The sequence below is a fragment of the Brevibacterium epidermidis NBRC 14811 genome, assembly GCF_001570805.1.
In the GTDB taxonomy this organism is placed as follows: Bacteria; Actinomycetota; Actinomycetes; order Actinomycetales; family Brevibacteriaceae; genus Brevibacterium; species Brevibacterium epidermidis.
Genome location: NZ_BCSJ01000001.1, coordinates 66,018 through 87,906, shown reverse-complemented (window position 1 = coordinate 87,906; position 21,889 = coordinate 66,018). Strand labels below are relative to the sequence as shown.

The 21,889-nt window shown below is 65.3% G+C and carries 20 protein-coding genes; 8 read left to right on the top strand and 12 right to left on the bottom strand.

All coding sequences use genetic code 11. The features are described from left to right. Window positions 1-2: 2 nt before the first annotated feature. Together BEP01S_RS00395 and BEP01S_RS00390 are read right to left on the bottom strand one after the other, a co-directional pair. The gene (locus BEP01S_RS00395; protein ID WP_062239196.1) at window positions 3-656 is read right to left on the bottom strand and encodes a histidine phosphatase family protein; all 654 of its coding nucleotides are present in this window, start codon (window positions 654-656) and stop codon (window positions 3-5) included. Window positions 657-896: 240 nt separating this feature from the next. After that, entirely contained in the window at window positions 897-3,371 is a 2,475-nt protein-coding gene (locus BEP01S_RS00390) for an HNH endonuclease signature motif containing protein (protein ID WP_062239193.1), read from the bottom strand. A gap of 962 nt (window positions 3,372-4,333) precedes the next feature. Between BEP01S_RS00390 and BEP01S_RS00385 the strand changes: the two genes are divergently transcribed. Further along, complete coding sequence (locus BEP01S_RS00385) at window positions 4,334-5,539, top strand: NAD(P)-dependent malic enzyme (protein ID WP_062239190.1); 1,206 nt, start codon at window positions 4,334-4,336, stop codon at window positions 5,537-5,539. A gap of 244 nt (window positions 5,540-5,783) precedes the next feature. Here BEP01S_RS00385 and BEP01S_RS00380 read toward each other — a convergent pair whose 3' ends face one another. The 3 genes from BEP01S_RS00380 to BEP01S_RS00370 form a co-directional block, all read right to left on the bottom strand. Beyond that, window positions 5,784-6,206: an organic hydroperoxide resistance protein gene (locus BEP01S_RS00380; protein WP_039209212.1), complete on the bottom strand. Its 423-nt coding sequence runs from the start codon at window positions 6,204-6,206 to the stop codon at window positions 5,784-5,786. A 33-nt stretch (window positions 6,207-6,239) separates the two neighbouring features. Then, window positions 6,240-6,749: a MarR family winged helix-turn-helix transcriptional regulator gene (locus BEP01S_RS00375; RefSeq protein ID WP_062239187.1), complete on the bottom strand. Its 510-nt coding sequence runs from the start codon at window positions 6,747-6,749 to the stop codon at window positions 6,240-6,242. Between the two features lie 221 nt (window positions 6,750-6,970). Then, entirely contained in the window at window positions 6,971-8,137 is a 1,167-nt protein-coding gene (locus BEP01S_RS00370; RefSeq protein ID WP_062239182.1) for an SPFH domain-containing protein, read from the bottom strand. Between the two features lie 237 nt (window positions 8,138-8,374). On the opposite strand from BEP01S_RS00370, the gene BEP01S_RS00365 reads away from it, so the two are divergent. Together BEP01S_RS00365 and nagB are read left to right on the top strand one after the other, a co-directional pair. Continuing rightward, window positions 8,375-9,073 (top strand): FadR/GntR family transcriptional regulator, encoded by a 699-nt coding sequence (locus tag BEP01S_RS00365; RefSeq protein WP_062239438.1) that lies wholly within the window; start codon window positions 8,375-8,377, stop codon window positions 9,071-9,073. A gap of 111 nt (window positions 9,074-9,184) precedes the next feature. Continuing rightward, a complete protein-coding gene (gene nagB / locus BEP01S_RS00360) occupies window positions 9,185-9,967 on the top strand; it encodes a glucosamine-6-phosphate deaminase (RefSeq protein ID WP_062239435.1) in 783 nt (260 codons plus the stop codon). 84 nt (window positions 9,968-10,051) lie between these two features. Here nagB and BEP01S_RS00355 read toward each other — a convergent pair whose 3' ends face one another. The 5 genes from BEP01S_RS00355 to BEP01S_RS00335 form a co-directional block, all read right to left on the bottom strand. Next, window positions 10,052-10,738 carry an N-acetylmannosamine-6-phosphate 2-epimerase gene (locus tag BEP01S_RS00355; RefSeq protein ID WP_062239432.1) on the bottom strand — a complete coding sequence of 229 codons (687 nt, stop codon included), beginning with the start codon at window positions 10,736-10,738 and terminating at the stop codon, window positions 10,052-10,054. A gap of 70 nt (window positions 10,739-10,808) precedes the next feature. Further along, window positions 10,809-11,909 carry an ROK family protein gene (locus BEP01S_RS00350; protein WP_062239179.1) on the bottom strand — a complete coding sequence of 367 codons (1,101 nt, stop codon included), beginning with the start codon at window positions 11,907-11,909 and terminating at the stop codon, window positions 10,809-10,811. Next, entirely contained in the window at window positions 11,906-12,823 is a 918-nt protein-coding gene (locus BEP01S_RS00345) for a dihydrodipicolinate synthase family protein (RefSeq protein ID WP_062239176.1), read from the bottom strand. The genes BEP01S_RS00350 and BEP01S_RS00345 overlap by 4 nt, the downstream gene beginning before the upstream one ends. A 10-nt stretch (window positions 12,824-12,833) precedes the next feature. After that, the gene (locus tag BEP01S_RS00340; RefSeq protein ID WP_083532396.1) at window positions 12,834-14,498 is read right to left on the bottom strand and encodes a sodium:solute symporter family protein; all 1,665 of its coding nucleotides are present in this window, start codon (window positions 14,496-14,498) and stop codon (window positions 12,834-12,836) included. 235 nt (window positions 14,499-14,733) lie between these two features. Further along, complete coding sequence (locus tag BEP01S_RS00335; protein WP_244881999.1) at window positions 14,734-15,378, bottom strand: TetR/AcrR family transcriptional regulator; 645 nt, start codon at window positions 15,376-15,378, stop codon at window positions 14,734-14,736. A 122-nt stretch (window positions 15,379-15,500) separates the two neighbouring features. Between BEP01S_RS00335 and BEP01S_RS00330 the strand changes: the two genes are divergently transcribed. The 5 genes from BEP01S_RS00330 (at window position 15,501) to BEP01S_RS00310 (ending at window position 20,167) form a co-directional block, all read left to right on the top strand. Continuing rightward, on the top strand, window positions 15,501-16,349 hold the full coding sequence (locus tag BEP01S_RS00330) for a CoA transferase (RefSeq protein ID WP_062239172.1): 849 nt from the start codon (window positions 15,501-15,503) through the stop codon (window positions 16,347-16,349). Window positions 16,350-16,427: 78 nt separating this feature from the next. Beyond that, complete coding sequence (locus BEP01S_RS00325; protein WP_062239169.1) at window positions 16,428-17,582, top strand: acyl-CoA dehydrogenase family protein; 1,155 nt, start codon at window positions 16,428-16,430, stop codon at window positions 17,580-17,582. 117 nt (window positions 17,583-17,699) lie between these two features. Continuing rightward, a complete protein-coding gene (locus BEP01S_RS00320) occupies window positions 17,700-18,779 on the top strand; it encodes a glycosyltransferase family 2 protein (protein WP_083532394.1) in 1,080 nt (359 codons plus the stop codon). Further along, window positions 18,776-19,693, top strand: coding sequence for a hypothetical protein (locus tag BEP01S_RS00315; protein WP_062239166.1), 918 nt, complete (start codon window positions 18,776-18,778; stop codon window positions 19,691-19,693). The genes BEP01S_RS00320 and BEP01S_RS00315 overlap by 4 nt, the downstream gene beginning before the upstream one ends. A 12-nt stretch (window positions 19,694-19,705) precedes the next feature. Next, window positions 19,706-20,167 carry a DUF3151 domain-containing protein gene (locus BEP01S_RS00310; protein ID WP_062239163.1) on the top strand — a complete coding sequence of 154 codons (462 nt, stop codon included), beginning with the start codon at window positions 19,706-19,708 and terminating at the stop codon, window positions 20,165-20,167. A 107-nt stretch (window positions 20,168-20,274) separates the two neighbouring features. Here BEP01S_RS00310 and BEP01S_RS00305 read toward each other — a convergent pair whose 3' ends face one another. Both BEP01S_RS00305 and BEP01S_RS00300 read right to left on the bottom strand, forming a co-directional pair. Then, window positions 20,275-21,012, bottom strand: coding sequence for an SDR family NAD(P)-dependent oxidoreductase (locus tag BEP01S_RS00305; protein WP_062239160.1), 738 nt, complete (start codon window positions 21,010-21,012; stop codon window positions 20,275-20,277). Continuing rightward, window positions 20,951-21,721 (bottom strand): TetR/AcrR family transcriptional regulator, encoded by a 771-nt coding sequence (locus tag BEP01S_RS00300; protein WP_062239157.1) that lies wholly within the window; start codon window positions 21,719-21,721, stop codon window positions 20,951-20,953. Before BEP01S_RS00300 ends, BEP01S_RS00305 begins: the two co-directional genes overlap by 62 nt. Window positions 21,722-21,889: the final 168 nt, after the last annotated feature.

Below are 21,889 nucleotides of genomic sequence, written 5' to 3'. Positions count from 1 at the left end.
CCTCAGCGGTAGGTGGCGTTCTTCGGATCCTGGTGACCGTGGTCGTTGAACGAGATGAGGCTGGTGCCGCCTCGGCCGGTGATGATCTTCGTGATGCCGGTGTTGATGGTCACCCGGTTGAATGCCATCCACTGGTCGAAACCGCCGCCGATCAGGCGGGCGGCGGTCCACGCGATGGCGCCGGCGCTCGAGACAACGATTGTCGACTGCCCCGACCCCATGGCGGCGACGGCATCATCCAGGGCGCGTTCGACGCGTGAAGTGAACTGCTTGTAGGTCTCCGTATAGTCCTCGTCGTGTTCGCCCGAGGCCCAGCGGGCGGCACCGCGTTCGAGTTCGCCCTGGAAGATCTTCGAATCGTGCTTGGCACGAGGATCGACATCGTCGAGCACACCGGTGAGCTCCCACGCGGCGTACTCGTTCCACCCGGAGTCGACATGGGCATCCATGCTCAGGCCCATGCCCTCGAGGAGGCCTTCGGCCGTCTGGCGCTGCCGCAGCATCTCACCATGGACGATCCTGTCCGGCTCGATGCCCTGTGCGCCGAGGAAGCGTCCGGTGATGCGGCTCTGCTCCTTGCCGAGATCAGACAGCCGATCATAGTCATCGGTGCCGAACGAAGCCTGTCCGTGCCGGACCAGATAGAGCACACTCATGTTTTCCTCTTCTTCTAGCTATCGTCGGAAACTTGACCGATCTTCGGTCGTTCCTGAGTGATCGTTCAATAGCCTGAGTCTACGCCCCATTGAACTGAATAAGGCGTCCATCCGAATGGATCGCAATCAGCCCTCGGGAGCAGCCGTGGCAGAAGAGGGGTAACCGCGATTGACTCGGTGTGTCCCACTGATGTCAGGCGGTTTCTGGACACTCTGGTGCTGCTGAGCGGTACAAAGGTGTCAGAACGGCGGGGGATCGACCTCGAGGTCGTGGTCCCAATTGATCCGGTCGGGTACGTAGCGGGAATCCCAGGGATCGGTGGCTCCTGAGCTGTCCTGGGAGTACCTCGGTGCAACATCGGCGAGTGCCTCGGCGATGGCGGCCCGCTCCCGAGCGACGACGTCGGCGTCTCGGGCCGCGGCGGCCTTCTTCTCGCGCAGTTTCTCTTTCCGAAGGCGTGCGCGCTCCGTATTGATCTTGGCCATCTGAGCGCGGTAGCCCGCATACCAGTTTCCGGTCAGCTGTTTTCTGGCCGCGGGGTTGTTTCCTGCGGGAAGGCAAGGTTGGTGGGCAGACTTCTCCCAATTGAGGCAGCGTTCCAGCCGCAGCCTCCGGGTCTCGGCCTGCTGCCTCTCGAACGCCTCCGACAGGCGCCGCTGTCGAGCTTCGCGCTCCCCTCGGCAGCGTTTCTCTTCGTCGCGCTGGCGGATCGTCGACTCACCGGGCATGAGCTCGAGCACCGCCGGTGCGGCGGGAACCATAGACCAGGGCAGTTTCCACCGCTTGAGACCCAGTCGTCCCAGGGCATCGAATTCGAGCGCTTGCGCAACGTTGATCGGCTGCCCGGGCGCGGACACAGTGGTCGAGATCCCGTGTTTGAACTCGTAGTCGAGCTCACCGGATTTGGGCATAGTGACCCGAAGGCGGCCGGCGGTCTTCAACGAATGATGCTTCTTGCACAGCGGATGCAGGTTTCCGAACCGAGTGAGACCGCCCTTGAGCGGATCCAGTTGGAAGAACGGAACGACATGGTCGATCTCTGACTTCTCAGCCCGACGCGAGCAGCCGGGAACGGTGCACACCGTCCACTGCTCGATCAAGGTCTTCCGAAGATCTCTGGGGACCTGGTAAGTCGTCGCCTTAGCGTCGAGGGGAGTGCCGGTAGCGGGATCGGTGAGGATCCGCTGGATGCTCTTCGAACGGCCCGCGATGTTGCGGGCCACCTCGGCGGGTACCGGGGAACCGTCGGCAAAGGTGCCGGGCAGATCCGAGTCTCCGGTGAGCGTGAGAAACGGAACGGTCACCACGGTGGCGGCCTGATGCGACAGCCACTGGCTGCTGGTGGGCATGCGCAGCTTGACGAAATACTCAACGGGTCCGGCAGTATCCTCATCCTCGCCGTCGCAGCGGAATGCGGACCCGGTGGACTCATCGGAACCGACAGAAGCAGCAGGTCCAGCCGACCCGACTTGCGAGGAATTGCTGTCAGTTGACTCCGTGCTGTCAGCGGATCCCGAAGCGACGTCCTTGGCGAAACCAGCGACGGCGTCATCGCAGTCCATGTCCGGAATGAGTTCGCCGTCGGCATCGAGCAGCGACGTTTCTTTGGCAGTTTGGATTCCCGTGATCGGGTCGACCGAGATGACCTTGACCTTGAGTTCTGGCACGGGTCGGGTGAAGAGGTCGTATTCGAGCTGCGAGATAGACCGGTCATCGCTGATCTCAACCCCCACGGGCAGATTGAACGCCGACTTGTTCTTGCCGTGCACGGCAAGCGCGATGCCTTGAATGCGGTTGTAGCAGGCGAAGATCTCAGCCGAAGGGCCGCTGACGGTCAGGCAAGCCGAGCCGTCCTTGAAACCCTCGACGCCGACGCGACGACGTTTGGTGGCGAGCTCGGTGTTGTCGACCCGTGGAACGAGCAGGGCGATCATCTTCGCCAGGTCCCGGCGCAAGGTCTCGCAGGTGATGTCGGCGCGTCTGGCAGCCAGGAAGATATCGAGTTTCGGGAGGTAGTCAAACGCGACATCGGCACATTGGCGGGAGACCACGTCGACATGAGCCTGGGTGAACTCGCCTGCGCGAACTCGATCGGCAAAGCGGGGGAGACCATAGAAGATCGTCATTGCGCCGGTCAGCTGACGGTAGGTGCGAGCAGTGTTGGTTCCCAAAATCGTCGAGATCTCGACGAGATCCTCAGCGTCGACATAGTCATAGACCCACTTCGAAAAGCAGACGCCGTCATCGAGCTCGGGGAATTCGGGCAGTTCCTTCGAATCGGACTCGGCCGCCTTTTTCAACTGCCGGCGGGCGAAGTCGGCGTCATAGGGCACTACTGATGTGGAGGTGGGCGACGATGCGTCATTGGCGCAGGTCTCGGGCGCCGACTCAGATGGTTCAGCCGACTCCTCGCTGTCGCGTCCGGCGCTCTGTTCGGACTCTCTGGCGCGACGGTCGAAGGATTCTGCGATCGTTTCGCAGCGGAAGGGTTCGGAGCCCTCGGGAACGGGGAAATCGAAGCCGATGAAAACCTGCTCGAGGACGACTGAAGAGACTGACTCGAGAAGCGAGAAATGGGCGCGGTCGGACGCGACGGCGTTCTCGGCGAAACGAGACATGCTCGATTCGAAGCGGATGGCGAATCGGGGCGACGGCTGTGTCACGCCCGGTTCTTCGGTCTGATCGGGGGTCGAACGGTTGGTGGTGCCCTTCATTGCTCTTTCACCTGCCTCGGACTTCGTTGTCGGGGAAGTGGTGCTGATTTGAAAAGCTGTTAACTCTATAGTAGATGATCAGAATGACATATACAATAGAAACACAATAGAAGATTCGAATATATTTCGAGTTCTCATGTTAGGTTCTTCGGTTATCTGATCATCATTGCACTCGGCACTGACATAAGAGCGATAGGCAATGTCTGAGCAGGTCAGACGCGGTATCGGTGTGAATGAGCCTTCTCGAGGCAGGTCTGTCTCAGTTGGCGGGGCAGGCGGTGCGGCGAGAGCAGGTGGAGCGGGAGGCGGAGGCGCCACCGCTGTGAAGAAGATGCCTGCAGCGCTATCGCCGTGATCGGAGACCTGGACCATCCCGGCCTGTCGAGAGCGGCCCAGCAGCACCACCCCACAGCACCACCCTACGGTGCACCTCAAGGTGCACCCTACGGTGGTCCAAAGGTCTGGAGAACATGCCACCTGAAGGTGGGGCCACCTCGGCGAGGGTTGGATTTTCGGGTGAAACGGATCACAGCTTCGGTTATGATGTTCGAGTTGCCGGATGCGACCCATGAGGTCGGTACTCGCCACATGCGAGCCGTATTCGCACTGCGCGAAACCGCGTCGCCCTTCACCTAGGGCACGTCGCGGGTCGCGTCGACGTCACCGCACCATCCTTCACTGGTGACCAGTTCTTCGCCCAGACCATCGCCTGCGCTCACGGTCGACCGTGTCCGCGCCGGCCGACGGCCAGACGATCACTGCCGGCTGCGCCGATGATCCGATAACCGAACAGAATGCTCACCGAACACGGTGAACACCGATCATTGAGTTCACGGAACTCAAGAGGCCCCAAGGACCTACGAGTCCCCGAAGACTCACGAGTCCCCGGACCTCTCGAGTCCCAGAACTCACGAGCACCTCACGCTCACGGACCGCCGCCGCATCAACCATGAGGATCAACCATGACGACCACCGCTCACAACTCCGCCGCTTCCGACCAGGGCTCCAAGGGCCCGATCACCGACGCCGAGATCTTCGAGGCACACGAAGGCGGCAAGCTCTCCGCCGAGCTCACCTCACCGCTCCAGACCCAACGCGACCTCTCGATCGCGTACACGCCGGGCGTGGCCAAGGTGTGCACCGCGATCAAGGACGAACCGCAGCTGGCGCGCACGCACACGTGGACCGGTCGACTCGTCGCGGTCATCTCCGACGGATCGGCCGTGCTCGGCCTCGGTGACATCGGCCCGGCCGCCTCGTTGCCGGTGATGGAGGGCAAGTGTGCCCTGTTCAAGTCGTTCTCGGGACTCAACGCGATCCCGATCGTGCTCGACACCAATGACACCGACGAGATCGTTGAGACCATCATCCGCATGGCACCGACCTTCGGAGCGATCAACCTCGAGGACATCTCGGCTCCGCGCTGCTTCGAGATCGAGGACCGGGTGAAGGAAGCCCTCGACATTCCCGTCATGCACGATGATCAGCACGGCACCGCCGTCGTCGTCCTCGCTGCTCTGACGAACGCTCTGCGCGTGGTGAAGAAGTCCTTCGAGTCCGTCCGTGTGGTCGTCTCCGGCGCCGGTGCCGCCGGTGTGGCCGTGGTGAAGATCCTCGCCGACGCGGGTGTGAAGGACATCGTCGTCCTCGATTCCAAGGGAGTCGTCGAGTCCGGCCGCTCCGACCTGTCCGAGACCAAGCAGTTCCTCGCCGAGTCGACGAATCCGCGCGGAATCTCCGGCGGGATCGGCGAAGCCCTCGACGGTGCCGATGCCTTCATCGGCGTCTCCGGCGGCACCATCGACGAGGCGCATCTGGAGAACATGGCCGACGATGCGATCATCTTCGCCCTGTCGAACCCCAACCCCGAGGTGGCCCCCGACGTCGCTGCCAAGTACGCCACCGTTGTGGCCACTGGGCGCAGCGACTTCCCGAACCAGATCAACAACGTCCTCGCGTTCCCCGGAATCTTCCGCGGCGCGCTCGACGCAGATGCCAATGAGATCACCGACGATATGAAGCTCGTCGCCGCTCGTGCGATCGCCGATCTCGTCGGCGATGACCTCGAGCCCGGCTACATCGTGCCCGGTGCGCTCGATTCCCGTGTCGCTCCGGCCGTCGCCGAGGCGGTCGAGAAGTCCGCGCTGGAAGCCATGGCCAAGCGCTGAGCTGAGAGCGTCGAGCTGATAGTCGCATGCGTCCGCTGGTCTCCGCTGACGTCAGCTGAGGTTTGGGTGGGGCAGGGCCTGCGGGCCGGCTGCTGAATCCGAACGGTACTGAGGGGCGGGTGAAGAGAGATCTTCACCCGCCCCTCAGTTGTTGTTGCGGCCGGAGGTCGTGGCCCGCGCCGGCGCGCCGGCGTCGGTCGGCCGTCGGAGGGCTGCCGACCGACACCGGCGGCCGCGTTGCCGCTCAGTCGTCGGTGACGGTGATGGTGACGTCGATGTTTCCGCGGGTGGCGTTGGAGTACGGGCACACCTTGTGGGCCTTGTCGGCCAGCGCCTGGGCCTCGGCCTTGTCGAGGTGCGGGAGTGTGACCTCGAGTTCGACGGCGAGCTGGAACCCGCCCTCATTGTCCTTGCCGATGCTCACGCGTGAGCCGACCGTGGAATCGTCGACGTTCGCCTTGGCTTGACCGGCCACGAGGCGCAGCGCTGAGTGATAGCAGGCCGCGTAGCCGACGGCGAAGAGCTGTTCGGGATTCGTGCCGTTGCCGCTGCCGCCCATCTCGGTCGGAGTCGCGAGATCGACATCGACCTTTCCGTCGCTCGTGCGTCCGTGGCCGTCGCGGCCTTCGCCTGTGGCCAGTGCTTCTGCGGTGTAGAGAGCTTTCATGATCTTTCCTTCCGTTGGTGGTGCGTTGAGGATTCAGGGTGCGGGTACCGAGCCGAGGCCGGCTGTGGGCCCGGCAGTCGTGGCGGCGCTGCTGGCTGCTCCAGGCTCGCTGCGGAGATTGCTTGCCAGCGTGCGCAGGGTCTCCACCAGTTTCGGCACTGCGCCGGGGTCGAGATGTGTGCGCTCGCCGATGCGGGCCGGTACGCATTCGGCGCGCTCTTTGGCTGCCACGCCCTCAGGCGTCGGGCGGATGAACACGCTGCGGGAGTCCTCGGCGGAACGGTGCCGAGAGACGAAGCCGATCGATTCGAGTCGTGAGAGCAGAGGAGAGAGCGTGCCCGAGTCGAGCTGCAGGCGATCGCCGAGGTGCTTGACCGTGACAGCCCCGGCCTCGGAGTCCTCTTCCCACAGCACGAGCATGACCAGATACTGCGGATAGGTGATGCCTAGCTCGGCCAGCAGATCCTTGTATGACGCGGTCATTGCACGCGATGCCGAATAGAGGGCGAAGCAGAGCTGCCTGTCGAGGTCGAGCGTGTTCATAGAAGAAATGGTTGCACACAATTCAATTGTGCACAACCAATCATGGCGATGAGGGTGGATGGAGATCGAGGTGAACGGTGGATGGAGATCGAGGTGAACAGAGCCGAGGGGCGGACGTAGTTCACACTTCGCCCGCCCCTCGGCTCTGCGGCACTTCGGGTGTTCACCGCCGGCGTTCGGTCAGCTGCGGTGCCGCTTCGGCTGCCAGGTTCCGCTCTCGATCACTGCGGCGGCTGCTGGCCGTTCTTCCACTGCTGAGCAGCCTCCCGCGCGGACTGGGCTGCGGAACGGACGGACTGGCCGAGCGTCTGACCCGAGCCGCCCGACCTGCCGTCATGACCTGAACCGCCGTCATTCCCCGACCGCCCGGAGTCGCCCGAGCTCGGCGGGTTCGACGGCTGCGGCGGAACGCCGGCCTGCTCCGAGCGGTGACTCGAGGTGTACCGGCTCTCGGGTGCTGTGAAGGTCGCTCCGTCCTCGACGGCGTTGGCGGCGAACAGGGCGTTGCGGATCTCCTGGCCCATCTCGCCCAGGCCGCCCGGGTTCGAGGGCATGAACAGCACATTCGACCGACCCTCCTGAGCAACGTTCTGCATCGTGTCGAAGTATTGGGTCATCATCAGCAGCTGCTCGGCCGTCTTGTCGATGCCCACCTCCTGCAGCTTCGCGTACTGCTCGGCGATGCCGGTCGCGATCGCCTTGCGCTGAGCCGCGACGCCCTCACCATGGAGGCGCATCGCCTCGGATTCCGCCTGGGCCTGAGTCACGCGCTTGATCTTGTCCGCCTCTGCCAGCGACTGCGCGGCGACGCGATCACGCTGCGCGGCGTTGATCGAGTTCATCGAATCGCGCACCTTCGGGTCAGGGGTGATGTCCGTGACCAGGGTGCTCACGATCTTGAAGCCGTAGCGCTTCATCGACTCCGACAGCCGGCGCTCGACGTTCTCTGCGATATCGTCCTTCGACTCGAACGCCGTGTCCAGGGTCAGACCGGACAGTGCCGAGCGCACGGTGTCGAAGACATAGGAGCGGATCTGCTCCTCGGAATTCGCCAAGCGATAGTATGCGTCGGCGACGTTGTCCTCTTCGACGACGTACTGGACGGCGACGGGAACCGTGACGAAGACATTGTCCTTCGTCTTCGACTCGATGTTGACCTCGAGCTGCTGGACGCGCAGCGAGATCGGCCGGCTCGTCGTCTCGATGAACGGCACCTTCGTGTTCAGGCCCGGCTTCGCCACCTTCTTGAACTTGCCGAACCGTTCGACGATGACGTTCTCCTGCGTCTTCACCGTGAAGAACATGCTGGTGCGCAGCTTGCCGAACAGCAGAACGGCGATGACGAGGATGACGATGATTATGGCGAACGTGGCCACCAATCCAGTCATGGGTGCTCCAATGCGTCGTAGTTTCCGGCCGCCGAGCGACCGCCTGTGACTACCACCCTAGTGGCCGGAGGGACTTCCGCACACGTCAAGGCCGATTGACGGTACTGAGTGGCTCGAGCTGCCGCGGCCGCTCATGCATCTCGACAGCGAACAACGACCCACCACACATCTGATGTCAGACGTATACTGGAGGCTCAGCGTGGAGACTCAGTGCGGAACGACCAGAGGAAGGTGATCATGGCGGAGGCGACAGCGACCGGCCGGAAGATGACGACGTCAGACAGAATCAAGGATCTCATCCTCTCCGATGGTCTGCGACCGGGGGATCTGCTGCCGACCGAAGGTGAACTGTGCAGCCGCCTCGGCGTCTCGCGTTCGAACGTCCGGGAAGCCATCCGCAAGCTCTCGACTCTCGACATCGTCGACGTCCGCCACGGTCACGGCACCTATGTCGGCGAGATGACGCTTGACGCCCTCGTTGAAGCCCTCGTGTTCCGCGGTGTGCTCAGCCCCGGTGACGACCTCGACGCGCTGCGTGATGTCGTCGAAGTGCGCAAGGCCCTCGACCACGGAATGTCCGAGCAGATCGTCGCCGCTCTCAAGGGCACGGAGAATTCCGAACTCTATGCCCTGGTCGAGGAGATGACCGCGCTCGCCGCCGCCGGCAGGACCTTCCCGCAGCAGGACCGCGCCTTCCACACCGGCCTGCTCGCGAAACTCGGAAACTCGCTCGTCGGCCAACTCGTCGCCGCGTTCTGGGACGTGCACACGGCCGTGCTGCCCAAGCTCAATGTGGCCGTGGCCTCCGACCTGGAGCAGACCGCGCAGGCCCATGGGCTCATGCTCGAAGCGGCGGAATCCGGCGATGCCGAGGCCTTCCGCGCCGCGATCACCGCCCACTACGAGCCGATCATGCGGGCCCTCGAGCAGAAATGATTGACTGAAGGACAACGCCCACGCCGCCGATAGGGGCAACGCCGAGTGCAGACTGCCGAACGCAGACTGCACAACGCAGACCAGAGAGCGCAGAATGCCGAAGGAGACCACATGGAAGTCGTCATCGCCGACGAATACACGCTGGCGGAACTCGCCGCCGACGCGATCGAGCGCCTGCTGCGCACCGAATCCGCGCCGGTCCTCGGGCTGGCCACCGGATCGAGCCCGCTGCGCATCTACGATGAGCTGACCACTCGCCACAAGAACGAGGGGCTCTCGTTCGCCCACGCGCAGGCGTTCATGCTCGACGAATACGTCGGCATGGCCGCCGACCATCCGCAGCGCTATCGCAACGTCATCGACACCGAGATCGCCACCCGCGTCGACTTCGCCGAGGGAGCCGTCCACGGACCCGACGGATCGGCCGATGACCTGGCGGCCGCCTCGGCGGACTATGAGCGGACGATCGCCGAGGCGGGCGGAATCGACCTGCAGATCCTCGGGATCGGCACCGACGGCCATATCGCGTTCAATGAACCAGGATCATCCCTGGCCTCGCGGACGCGGGTGAAGTCCCTGACACACCAGACGCGGCTGGACAACGCCCGGTTCTTCGACGGCGACGTCGAGCAGGTGCCGAAGCTGTGCCTCACCCAGGGGATGGGCACGATCATGGAAGCCAAACATCTCGTGCTCGTCGCGACCGGCGGCAACAAGGCCGAGGCCGTGCATCAGATGGTCGAAGGGCCGATCTCGGCGATGTGGCCGGCGACCGTGCTGCAGATGCATCCGCACGTCACCGTGCTGCTCGATGATGCGTCGGCCTCCCGGCTGCAGCTCGGCGACTACTACCGTCACGCGTATGACAACAAGCCCGAATGGCAGACTCTCTGAGCGTCTTCGGCCCGGCTCGGGCAGCCGGCCCGGGCGGGCACAGGCGGCCGGCTGGGGCGGGCACAGCCTCGGCTATGCGGATTCCTAACCTTCGACCGCCTCGGTGAACCATGAGGTGATCGTCGCGGGATGGGTGATCGCGGTGCCCACGACCACGGCGTCCGCACCGGCTGAGCGCGCCGCGGCGGCATGGGCGGGGGTGTGGATCCGGCCCTCGGCGACGAGCATCGCGGGCAGGCCGGCGGCCCGGATCGCGCCGATGAGTTCGAGGTCGGGGCCGTCGGTCTTCTCCCGTTCGCCCGAATAGCCGGCCAAGGTCGTGCCGACGATATCGGCACCGGCCTCGACCGCGGCCTCAGCATCGTCCAGGCTGCCGCAATCGGCCATGACCAGGGCATTCGTCTGTTCGTGGAGGCGAGTGACCGTCTCGGCCAGGCTGAGTGCGTCGGGCCGTTCCCGCCGTGTCCCGTCGAGGGCGACGATGTGGGATCCGGCCAGCGCCACGGCATAGGCATGCTGGAAGGTCGGCGTGATGACGACCCCGTCCCTGCCGTCCTTCCACAGCCCGATGATGGGGACGTCGACCGCCGAGCGTGTGGACTGGATATCTCCGAGCCCCTGCACCCGCACGGCGGCCGCGCCTCCGATGACCGCCGAGGCCGCCACCTGCGCCATCGTATTCGGATCGCGCATCGGCTCGCCCGGATACGCCTGCGCGGAGACGATGAGCCGTCCCCGCAGCGCCTCGAGGATCTCGGTCTTCGACAGCATCAGTGAGTCTCCTTCTTCTGGCCGTTCGGTGCGTTCGTCGGTGCGGTGGTGGGGGCGGAGGGGCAGCGTCTCAGTGCGTTTCGCCAGGCTCGTCATTCCAGAGGCCGGCGGCGCCGATGAGCGCGGCGTCCTGCCCCAATTCTGCCTTCACCAGAGGGGTTCCGGAGGCGGCAGGGATGAGTTCAGCGGCGAAGGTCGCGCGGAGGGGGCTCCACCAGGACGTGTCCATCTCGGCGAGCCCGCCGCCGATGACGACGAGGTCGGGGGAGAGGACGTTGACGATCCCGCCGAGTGCCGATCCGAGGGCACGTGCCCCCGCGTCGAAGGCGCGGAGCGCCAAGGCATCCCCCGCCGAGGCGGCTGCCGCCAGTTCTCGGGTGTTCCAGGGCGCTGTCGCCGGGTTCGACGACGGTGGCGTCGCATGAGCGGGGGTCGATGTGGGGGAGCCGGGTTCGACGAATTCAGAGGCCAAGCGCCGGTAGGTGTCGAGGATCGCCGGGCCTGAGGCGATGGCCTCGACATGGCCGGTGCCGCCGCACGGGCAGGCCAGTCCGGCCGCGGCGGCCGAAGGCACATGACCGATATGACCGGCCGCGGAATTTCTGCCGGTCAGCAGGCGCCCATCGGTGATGAATCCGCCGCCGATGCCCGTGCCCGCCGCGACGAGCAGCGAACTCCGAGCGTCGCGCGACGCCCCGGCGACCGCCTCGCCGAGGGCGTGAGCATGTACGTCATTGACCGCGCGCACGGGAAGGCCGGTGCGAGCGGTGAGCTCGGCGGTCAGCTCGGTGCCGGCCCACCCGGCGAGCGAATCCGTCGCGGACACGACGACGCCCGTCGCCGGGTCGATGACCCCGGCGGACCCGACGCCGATCCGCCACGCGAAGTCGCAACCCGACCCGGCCCCGCCGGGACCGGCGATCCCGCCACCGTATTCGATGCCACGCGAAGCTGACTCAGCGCCACCTGAACCGGACTCGTCGCCACCCGAACCCGACGTTTCCGCGATGACGGCGGCGACCACCTCGGCGATGGTGTCGAGAACCGCTCGAGCACCTGTGGTCGCGGGCGTCGGGACGCTGCGCACATGCGCAAGACGTCCGTCGATGACGGAACCGGCACGGATCTTCGTGCCTCCGACATCGACGGCGACAGTGGCGGGCGGGGTCACAGCAGCCCTGCGGCGGCGACGATCTCGCGGACGCGCTCGGTCTCGGCGGCGTCGAGGGCCTCCATCGGCTCCGCCATCCGGTTCGAGCCGATGACACCCATGAGCTGCAGTGCGGTCTTGAACCCTCCGAGGCCCGCCGCTCCAGCGGAGACGCGGCCCGGGGCGGCGGCTCCGGTGATGTCGAACAGGCGCGCCACCCGATCCTGCTCGGCGGCCGCGGCCTGCCAGTCGCCGGCCTTCGCGGCATCATATATGCGCACGTAGCCGGCGGGGTCGACGTTGCCGAGTCCGGGGACGATGCCCGCCGCTCCGCCGAGCATCGCACCGTCGGTGACCACCTCGTGGCCGGTGAACACGGCGAAGCCCGGCAGGTGCTTCGTCGCGAGCAGCAGACGGCGGAAGCCGACGTCGTCACCGGAGGAGTCCTTGACCCCGGCGATGACACCCTCCTCGGCGAGGCGGACGAGGACGTCGAGCGGCATCTTCATATGCGTGCGTACGGGCACGTCATAGGCGAAGAGGGGCACGCTGATATGGGCGGCGATCGCACGGAGGTGGCGCTCCACCTCGGCGGGATCGGACAGGGCATAGAACGGCGTGGTCACGACGGCGGCGTCACCGCCGATGGTCAGCAGGCGGTCGGCCTCTTCGAGAACCCGGGTCGTCGTCTGCTCACTGATGCCCACGAGCACGGGGACCCGACCGGCTGCCGCCTCGATCGCGGTCTCGAGGACGAGGTCACGTTCGGCGTTCGTCAGGTACGGGACTTCGCCGGAGGACCCGAGCACGAAGATTCCGTGCACCCCGCCGGCCACGAGGTGGTCGACGAGGGCGGCCAACCCGGCGCGGTCGATCTCGCCGTCCGCGGTGCGCGGGGTCAGCAGCGGGGGGATGATGCCGTGGAAATCAGTCATGGTCGTGTCCTTACTTGTCGTACTTGTTGTTGCTCGCCGAGGCGGCCCCGGTCTCGGTCGGATCCGATCCGACCGTCGGGGCTGAGTCGGCGGAGACCGCGGGGGCAGCGGCCGCGGATGCGGCGACCGTCCGGGCAGGATCGGTGGGGACTCGGCGAGTGTAGGCCGAGCGCTTTCCGTAGATCGTCAGCGGCAGCACATCGTGGTCGCTGCGGCCGCGCTGCATCGCTCCGGTGATCAGAGAGATGAGGTAGCCGAAAACCATGGCGCCGATGAATGCGACGGTCGAGACTGCGAAGGGTGTCAGGCCGGCCTTCTCCTGGACGACCCAGGCCAGTGCGGCACCGAGCAGGAGGCCTGCGAGCACTCCCGAAGTGTTCGCCCGCTTGGTGAAGATGCCGAGGGCGAAGACGCCTGCCAGCGGGACTCCGAAGAGTCCGGTGATTGCGAGGAACAGGTCCCAGGTCTGGGCCTGATCGGCCGCCGAGAGGTAGAGCGCGACGCCCACGGACAGAGCGCCGACGATGACGATGACGGCGCGGGAGAAGCCGACCCCGGTGCGGGGCTGACCGTCCTTGGGCGGGAAGAACCGGTCGCGGATGTCGACGGTCACGCACGCCGAGATCGAGTTGAGGCTCGAGGAGATCGTCGACTGCGCAGCGGCGAAGATCGCGGCGATGAGCAGACCCGAGACGCCTGCCGGCAGAGCGGTGACCGCGAAGTAGGGCACAAGCGCCGAGGTGTTGAAGCCTTCCGGCAGCGCCTCCGAGTGCTGGTAGAAGCTGTAGAGGACGGTGCCGATTCCGTAGAACAGGGGGATCGTCAGCAGAGCGAGGAAGCCGTTGACGATGAGCGACCGTGCCGTCGACTTCGGCGAATCCGTCGTCTGGTAGCGCTGGACGACGTCCTGGCTCGCGGTGTACTGGTGCAGGTTGTTGAAGACCGAGCCGAGGAAGACGATCGGAATGGCTGCTGCCGCTCCGCCGAACTTCCAGTTGTCGGCGGAGATGAACTTGTCATCGGCCGCGGCGTCGGAGACCACGGTGGCCAGGCCGCCGTCGAGGGCCATGATGCCGAAGACGAGGATGACCGCGGCACCGACGAGGAGGATGATGCCCTGGACGACATCGGACCAGATGACGCCCTCGATGCCGCCGAGGAAGGTGTAGACGACTGAGAGCACGCCGACGGCTCCGGCGACGAGCGCGGGGTTGATGTCGGTGACCGAGCTGATGGCCAGGGTCGGCAGATAGATGACGATGGCGACGCGGCCGATGTGGAAGAGGACGAAGAGCACCGAGCCGAGCACGCGGATGCTTGGGCCGAAGCGCTCTTCGAGGTACTCATACGCCGTGGTGACGTCGAGTTTGCGGAAGAACGGGATGTAGAAGATCACGAGCAGCGGGACGATCGCGAAGATCGCGATATTGCCGGCCGCATAGGACCAGTCGGTGAGGAATGCCTGCTCGGGCGTGGACATATAGGTGATCGCCGACAGCGTCGTCGCGTAGATGGAGAAGCCTGCCGCCCAAGCCGGAATCCGCCCGCTGGCCTTGAAGAACTCCTCTGTTCCTCCGCTGGCTCGTCTGGTGAACCAGACTCCGATGCCCAGGGTGGCCAAGAGGTAGATGATGATCACGGCCCAGTTGAGGCCGCCGAGTCCCGGAGCGTCCATGCTCCCTCCTCACGTGGATGAACGTAGGGGACCGGCGCAGGCGTGATTGCGAGCGGAAGTCCCATCTGACATAGAGGACCGACACGTAAGACGTATGATGTCCTATGTTGTGAATGTACGGGAACGTGCGACAGGGCACAACCCGATGCAGGGGCGGATCACTGTCCGCGCAGGTGAGGGGCGTGGGCGCGAATGCTCGCCGAGGCGGCCCCGGGCTGAGCGAGGGCCCCGATGGTCAGCGTTGGGCGGTGGAGACCTCGATGGTCAGCTCCGGGCGGACTGCCGGGCGCTCGTTTTCGGGGAATGCGTCGACGATCTGATCGATGAGCGGCTGCATGAACAGTTTGCCGAGCTGGCGGACCATGACGGTGACGACCTGTTCGACCCGATCTCGATCGGTTGAAGCGAGCCCGGTCGCGCGCATCGAGTCGACGCTCTTCTTCGAAGCCGTGCTCAGGCGTGTGATCAGCGTGCGGTTCTCTGGTGGTTCGAGGATCTCGCGGCGCAGATAGGCGAGGACCGCAGGGTGATCGTTCAGCATCTGCGCGACCGCGGCATCACGTGCGGCGGCGCCGGCGACCGATCCCGCCGTCTGTGCGTCGGCGGAGTCGATGGCTGCCTCGAAGAGCTCGACGATCCAGCTCTCAATCGCCTCCCGCAGACCGGCCTTCGAGCCGAAGTAATGGGAGATCAGCCCGATGGCCACTCCGGCTTCGGAGGCGATGGCGCGCAGGGGAGTGCCGGCGAAGCCGTGGGAGGCGAACTGCTCGAGTGCGGCATTGCGGATTCGGGCGCGACTCGTGAGGTCCTGTTCCCCGAATCCGAGGTGATCTCCCGTTGCACCTGTGCGGGCCGCCTCGGCGCCGCGTGATTCCGTCACGGTCCTCATCTCTTTCGTTGTGGTGTTGCGCAGTCAATTCTTACACGATGACTATTGAACACCTTTTCAATGTATTGTACATTCATTCAAAAGCGCAGTTCTCAGGCATATGAGGAGACAGAATGCACGACCGGGAGCCGCTCGACGGCGTCACCGTCATCACACTGGCCGTCAACCTGCCGGGACCGTTGGCCGCCGCCCGGCTGAAGTCGATGGGCGCCCGCGTGATCAAGGTCGAGCCGCCCCAGGGCGATCCATTGGACGCAGCGGCCAGAGAGTACTACGAGGAACTGTCCGCCGGGCAGGAGATCGTGACCATCGACCTCAAGGATCCGGCCGGCCGCGAACGCCTCGAGAGCCTCGCCGCCGAGGCCGATATCGTCCTCACCGCCATGCGGCCGCGCGCGGCAGCCGCGCTCGGCCTGCCCGAACTCGTCGAACGCCACGGCCTGGTCCACGTCGAGATCGTCGGCTTCGCCGGTGACCGCGCCGATGTGCCCGGACACGACCTCACCTATCAGGCCGCCCACTCCACCCTCGTCCCCGGAACCATGCCCACCGTTCCGATCGCCGATGTCCTCGGTTCGGAGAACGCAGTCGTGGCCGCCCTGGCCGGTCTGCGCCAGAGAGACCAACGCACTGGCGGAACAGGAAGCGGAACGGGCGGCGGAATCGTCAGACTCGTCGTCCTCGACGAGGCGGCGGCCTGGGCGGCAGGGCCGGCACGGCACGGATTGAGCTCTCCGGGCAGCCGCCTCGGCGGGGGTTCTCCGTTCTATCGCACCTATGCCACCGCCGACGGGCACGTTGCGGTCGCGTGCATCGAACCGCACTTCGCGCGTGCCCTGGCCACGCAGCTCGGGTCCGAGCATGAGGAGCTCGAACGGGCCTTCGCCGCGCAGCCGACGGCGCATTGGACCGAATTCGCCGCAGAACACGATCTGCCGATCGAAGCGATCGCGCACCAATGACCCCCACCGGACGAGCGACCACGCACCGCGCAGCGACCCCACCGGCACCAGTGACCCCACCAGACAGGAGACGAGAGCATGATTCTTGACGGATACCGCGGCGGATGGGAAACCTCGGAGACGGACGATCTGCGCGATCTGGCACGCGGATTCTTCGCCATGGAGATCGTGCCGAACCAGGCCCGATTCGCTGAAGCGAAACAGGTCGACCGCGAACTGTGGAACCGCGCCGGCGAGGCCGGGCTGCTCTGCATCTCCATCCCGGAAGAATACGGGGGAGGCGGCGGCACCTTCGCCCACGAAGCCGTCATCCTCCAGGAGCAGGGCTTCATCGGCGACGCCGCATGGGCCAACAGCGTGCACTCGACGATCATCTCCCACTACATCAACGCCTTCGGCACCGAGGAGCAGAAGCGCAGATGGCTGCCGGGCATGGCCTCCGGCGAGCTCGTCGCCGCCATCGCGATGACCGAACCGGGCACTGGCTCTGACCTGCAGAACGTGCAGACGAAGGCGCTCCGCGACGGTGACGAGTACGTCATCAACGGAGCGAAGACCTTCATCTCCAACGGCACCCACGCCGATCTCGTGGTCATCGTCGCCCGCACCGGAGGCGCTCCGGGCGCGAAGGGGCTCTCGCTCATCGTCGCCGAGGTGGCCGACCTGCCCGGATTCTCACGCGGTCGCGTACTCGACAAGATCGGCCAGCACGGTCAGGACACCCGCGAACTGTTCTTCGAGGACATGCGGGTCCCTATCGAGAACCTCCTCGGCGGCGAAGAGGGCCGCGGATTCGTCCAACTCATGCAGCAGCTGCCGCAGGAGCGCCTGTCCATCGCCGTCGGCGCCGCCGCCACCACCGAGGCAGCGGTGCGCGAGGCCATCGCCTATGCGAAGGAACGTGAGGCGTTCGGTCAGCCGATCCTCGGTTTCCAGAACACGAAGTTCGTGCTCGCCGAATGCGCGACCGAAGCCTTCGCCGCACGCAGCTTCGTCGACCATCTCATCGCCTCCCACATCGCCGGCACGCTGACGACCGAGCAGGCCTCGGCCGGTAAGTACTGGGCCGCGGACGTTCAGAACTCGGTCATCGACCGGTGTCTGCAGATCTTCGGCGGGTACGGCTACATGCTCGAATACCCGATCGCCCGGATGTACGCCGATGCGCGGGTGCAGAAGATCTACGGCGGAACGAACGAGATCATGAAGGAGCTCATCGCCCGCGGGCTGTGAAGCCGGGCTCCGGCGCCGACGAGGCGTCTGGTGCCGACGGGGCGTCCGGCGCGTGCCGGGCTCCACCTGTACGCCCCCTCAAGGCCGCGTGCGCGCGGATGTGGGAAGATTGAGGGCGTGTCGAAAGTACTTGAGATCCTGACCCCGGACGGGCTGCCGCCGCTGCCCGAGAAGCCCGGCGTCTCCTACGTCATGCCGGTGCTCAACGAAGCCGAGCACATCCGCCAGGCGATCACCACGATCCTCGCCCAGGAGTACGACGGGGACAAGGAAATCGTCCTCGCTCTCGGTCCCTCGACCGACGATACGAACGCCATCATCGAATCGATGGCAGCCCGCGATTCGCGGATCCAGACGGTCGACAATCCGCAGGCCGCGACTCCGATCGGGCTCAACCTCGCGATCGCCGCGACCCGGCACCCGGTGATCATCCGCGTCGACGCGCACTCCGGTCTCGGCGCCGACTACACCAGACAGGCCATCGACACTCTGCGTGAGACGAAGGCCGCGAACTGCGGCGGACTCATGCTCGCCCGCGGCAAGACCTCCTTCCAGAAAGCCGTGGCGCGGGCATACATGTCCCCGGTCGGCCTCGGCGGTCCCGCCTACCACTCCGGCGACGCGGCACAGGAAGCCGAATCGGCCTACCTCGGCGTCTACCGCCGCGAGGTCTTCGACATCCTCGACGGCTTCGACGAAGGCATCAAACGCGGTCAGGACTGGGAGCTCAACCTGCGCATCCGCACCGCCGGCGGCCGCATCTGGTTCAACCCGGACATGGAAGTCACCTACTGGCCGCGCGGCACCTGGTCGAAGATCGCCCAGCAGTTCTGGGCCACCGGAATCTGGCGGGCCGAACTCATCCGCCGCTACGGGGCGCAGAACTCCATCCGCTACTTCGCCCCGCCGCTGCTCGTGCTCGGCATGGGTGCGGCAGTCATCGAGACCCTGCTCCAGCTCACGGGCGCGACGAAGACGTGGCCGAAGTTCCTCCGCCGCTTCACCTCGCTGATCCACGTGCCCAGCTTCGGCTACATCGCCGGAATCCTCGCGACCGCCTCGGCGGCGAAGGACTGCGGCCGACGTGAACGATTCTGGTTCGGCCTCATCCTGCCGACCATGCATCTGTGCTGGGGCGCAGGCTTCCTCAAAGGCCTGGTCACCGGGGCCGGAACGACGAAGGACAGCAGCCGATGAGCAAGAAGAAGCCGAACCAGGCCCACAAGGACCGCTACGGCCGCGGCACCAATGATCCGCTGCCGAGCGTTGATCCCGAATCCCGCGAGCGGATTCCCGTGCCCGACCGTCCCGAGCCGAAGAAATTCAATGCACCCCTGTGGGCCGGCACCATCGTCGTCCTCCTCGTCGCGGGTGTGTTCGCGATGAACATCTTCGGCTCCGACGACCAGCTGACCGTCGATTCGCTCAACCCACCGGCCGTGGGCGCCCTCGACGGAGGATCCGCGGTGTACCCGGCGAACTCGAAGCTCGCCTTCACCGAGAACGTGAAGTTCGGCTACCTGCCCGCGCCCACACTCACCGCGCTGGGCGACGGCACGATCGTGGCCGCGAACCCGGAGACCGCGGCCGAGGACATGGGCCTGAAGAAGTCCCTCGACGAGCTCGACTCCGCGGAATTCCTCGACCAGACCATCAAACCGGCCCGCAAGGACACGAGTCCCGGCGATCCCATCACCTGGGACGATCTGGTCGACGAGTTCGGCGGGGACACAGTGTTCCTGCCCGCCATCGATTCCCCTGAGGTGGCCGAACCGGCACTGAAGACCATCACCGAGGCGGGGCTTGAGGACTCGACGATCGTGCGCACCGACGACGCCGAGGTGGCCCGTGCTGCCGCCGATGCCGGAGTCGGCGCCTTGTTCACCGGGGATTTGACGGCAACAAGGAACGAGTCGCTGTCCAGCGACGGGTACACGGCCCTGGCCGTCGAGGCCGATGTCGCCGAGAAGTGGACCGGAGTCGACCTGGCCGTCTGGGCCACCGATGTCAAAGACAAGAAGCAGCTCGAGAAGCTCTCCGACGCCGGGGTCACCGGAGCACTGAGTGAGAACCCGTACAAGATCCTGCCGTCCGAAGTGAAGACCGACTAAGAAGGAGACGCAATGACTCAGCCCATCGGCAACCCATCGCACATCGGCAACCTGGATGCCAGCCAGCTCGGCCCGCAGCCGACCTACCTGCCCGAAGATCACCCGGACGTCGAGGCCCGCACGCGCATCGACGCGGGTGAAGAGCCCATCGACGTCGCCGCAGCACTGCCGGCTTCGTCCCTGGCGTGGGCCGAGCTCGCCGATGAGGCGCACAAGGAAGGCCGCCTCGTCGACGCCTATGCCTACGCCCGCGTCGGCTACCACCGCGGACTCGACGCCCTGCGCGCCGCCGGCTGGCGCGGCGCCGGACCGATCCCGTACTCGCACGAAGTCAACCGCGGATTCCTCCGCGCCCTCTACGCGCTCGGCCGCGCCGCCGGAGCGATCGGCGAAGGCGAAGAAGCCGCCCGCATCGAAGAGTTCCTCAACTCCTCCGACCCGAGCGCCGTCGAGGCCATCGGCCGCGGGGAGTGAGAGACTCCTGACCATCTGAGCGAAAGAACGGTGCACCCCGACATGCGGGGTGCACCGTTCTTTTATGGAATGCCGCCGAATAGCGCGGCGTGCTCAGTCGGGACTGATTACTGGATCGTGAAACCGCCGTCGATGGGCACTGCGGCACCCTGCATGAACTTGGCTTCGTCGGAGGCGAGGAAGGTCGCCAGCTCGGCCACTTCGTCGGCCTCCCCGAAGCGCTTGACCGGGATGGCATCGGCGGGAATGTCCTTGAGCGAGTCCGCAATGAGCGGGGTGGAGATCGTACCTGGGCAGATCGCGTTGATCTTGATTCCGTCCTTGCCGTAGGAGGCGGCCAGGTGCTTTGTGTAGCCGATGATGGCGTGCTTGGATGAAGTGTAGGCGGCTCCGCCCTTTCCGGCGACGAGGCCGGCGACCGAGGCGATGTTGACCATCGCACCGTTGCCGCGTTCGATCATCCCTGGCAGCACCAGGTTGGTCAGGTTGAACACCGATTTGACGTTGATGTTGAAGATGAAGTCCCACTGATTCTCCGTGGTCTCCAAACTGGTCGCGTACTTGTCGAAGATTCCGGCGTTGTTGACCAGTACATCGATCTGTCCGTGCTCGGCGATGGTGGTCTCGACGAGGTTTCGAAGGTCCTGTTCGTTGGTGACATCGGTCTTCACTGCCAGCGCTTTCCCGCCAGCCGAGCGAATGGCTTCCGCCGCTTCTTCTGCCGCTTCCTGATTGAGGTCGGCGATGACGACGTTCGCGCCTTCCTTGGCAAAGGCTTCAGCCTCAGCGCGGCCCATTCCGGAGGCACCTCCGGTGATGATTGCTGTCTTGTTGTCCAGCCTCATGATGTTCCTCTGAGTGTACTGTCTCGTGATTGTGTATTGATGTGCGGTCAGCACCCGCTTCCGTAGGCGGGGGCAGGCCGTAGTCTTCGGATGCGATTCCGCGCAGGGCGGTCGCGACCAGCGTTGCGACAGATGCTGCCGTCAACGTGGCGGTGAGATTCGGCAGGAGCAGGCGGTGATAGCAGGCACCCCAGATCATGTCGACGACCGTCGGGAGGTCGACGTCGGATCGCAGCTGTCCGCGGTCGACCGCTGCGGCGAGCATGCCCAGAGCTTCCTGGCGCCGAGGGCCGAAGTAGTGGCTGTCGAATGCCGCGGCCAATTCGACATCGCTCTGGGCGCTGCCGATGAGCTGGGTGAAAGCGCGACGGTGACTCTCGTCACCGAGGAAGCCGATCCATGCGCTCAGCACAGTAATGAGGTCGTCAGTGATGTTGCCGGTGTCGCGAAAGGCAAGCTGGTCTTGAGAACGGTAGAGGTAAGCGTCCAGGGCTAACGCGCCCTTGGACGGCCAATATCTGTTGAGGGTGACCCGACTGACCCCGGACACCCGGGCGACCTTCTCCATCGTGAATCCCGGCAGGCCCTCCGCGATGAGGAGGTCGCCGGCGGCGGCCAATGCCTCGGAGCGGACGACTGAGGCGGACCGTCTGCCTCGGCCGGGTCGGTGCCCTGTGGCAGGCGCAGAATCGGGTGAGTTCTCGTTCACTGGCTGCTCTCCCTCCTCCGAGTCATGGTGCCGTCGAAACTATTATATGTACAGAATGTACATTACCATTCTGCTGTGATCGCTGAACGTGCGGGGGGTTTCTCGATTGACGAGCGAACGCTTGTTTGTAAAAGTGGTTACCGGAGGAAATGGACACTCGATTCCCGT

What these genes read in the sequence shown, in the direction of transcription:
- BEP01S_RS00395 (WP_062239196.1), bottom strand. Translation starts at nt 656, where the DNA reads ATGAGTGTGCTCTATCTGGTCCGGCACGGACAGGCTTCGTTCGGCACC.
- BEP01S_RS00390 (WP_062239193.1), bottom strand. Translation starts at nt 3,371, where the DNA reads ATGAAGGGCACCACCAACCGTTCGACCCCCGATCAGACCGAAGAACCG.
- BEP01S_RS00385 (WP_062239190.1), top strand. Translation starts at nt 4,334, where the DNA reads ATGACGACCACCGCTCACAACTCCGCCGCTTCCGACCAGGGCTCCAAG.
- BEP01S_RS00380 (WP_039209212.1), bottom strand. Translation starts at nt 6,206, where the DNA reads ATGAAAGCTCTCTACACCGCAGAAGCACTGGCCACAGGCGAAGGCCGC.
- BEP01S_RS00375 (WP_062239187.1), bottom strand. Translation starts at nt 6,749, where the DNA reads ATGAACACGCTCGACCTCGACAGGCAGCTCTGCTTCGCCCTCTATTCG.
- BEP01S_RS00370 (WP_062239182.1), bottom strand. Translation starts at nt 8,137, where the DNA reads ATGACTGGATTGGTGGCCACGTTCGCCATAATCATCGTCATCCTCGTC.
- BEP01S_RS00365 (WP_062239438.1), top strand. Translation starts at nt 8,375, where the DNA reads ATGGCGGAGGCGACAGCGACCGGCCGGAAGATGACGACGTCAGACAGA.
- nagB (WP_062239435.1), top strand. Translation starts at nt 9,185, where the DNA reads ATGGAAGTCGTCATCGCCGACGAATACACGCTGGCGGAACTCGCCGCC.
- BEP01S_RS00355 (WP_062239432.1), bottom strand. Translation starts at nt 10,738, where the DNA reads ATGCTGTCGAAGACCGAGATCCTCGAGGCGCTGCGGGGACGGCTCATC.
- BEP01S_RS00345 (WP_062239176.1), bottom strand. Translation starts at nt 12,823, where the DNA reads ATGACTGATTTCCACGGCATCATCCCCCCGCTGCTGACCCCGCGCACC.
- BEP01S_RS00340 (WP_083532396.1), bottom strand. Translation starts at nt 14,498, where the DNA reads ATGGACGCTCCGGGACTCGGCGGCCTCAACTGGGCCGTGATCATCATC.
- BEP01S_RS00330 (WP_062239172.1), top strand. Translation starts at nt 15,501, where the DNA reads ATGCACGACCGGGAGCCGCTCGACGGCGTCACCGTCATCACACTGGCC.
- BEP01S_RS00325 (WP_062239169.1), top strand. Translation starts at nt 16,428, where the DNA reads ATGATTCTTGACGGATACCGCGGCGGATGGGAAACCTCGGAGACGGAC.
- BEP01S_RS00315 (WP_062239166.1), top strand. Translation starts at nt 18,776, where the DNA reads ATGAGCAAGAAGAAGCCGAACCAGGCCCACAAGGACCGCTACGGCCGC.
- BEP01S_RS00310 (WP_062239163.1), top strand. Translation starts at nt 19,706, where the DNA reads ATGACTCAGCCCATCGGCAACCCATCGCACATCGGCAACCTGGATGCC.
- BEP01S_RS00305 (WP_062239160.1), bottom strand. Translation starts at nt 21,012, where the DNA reads ATGAGGCTGGACAACAAGACAGCAATCATCACCGGAGGTGCCTCCGGA.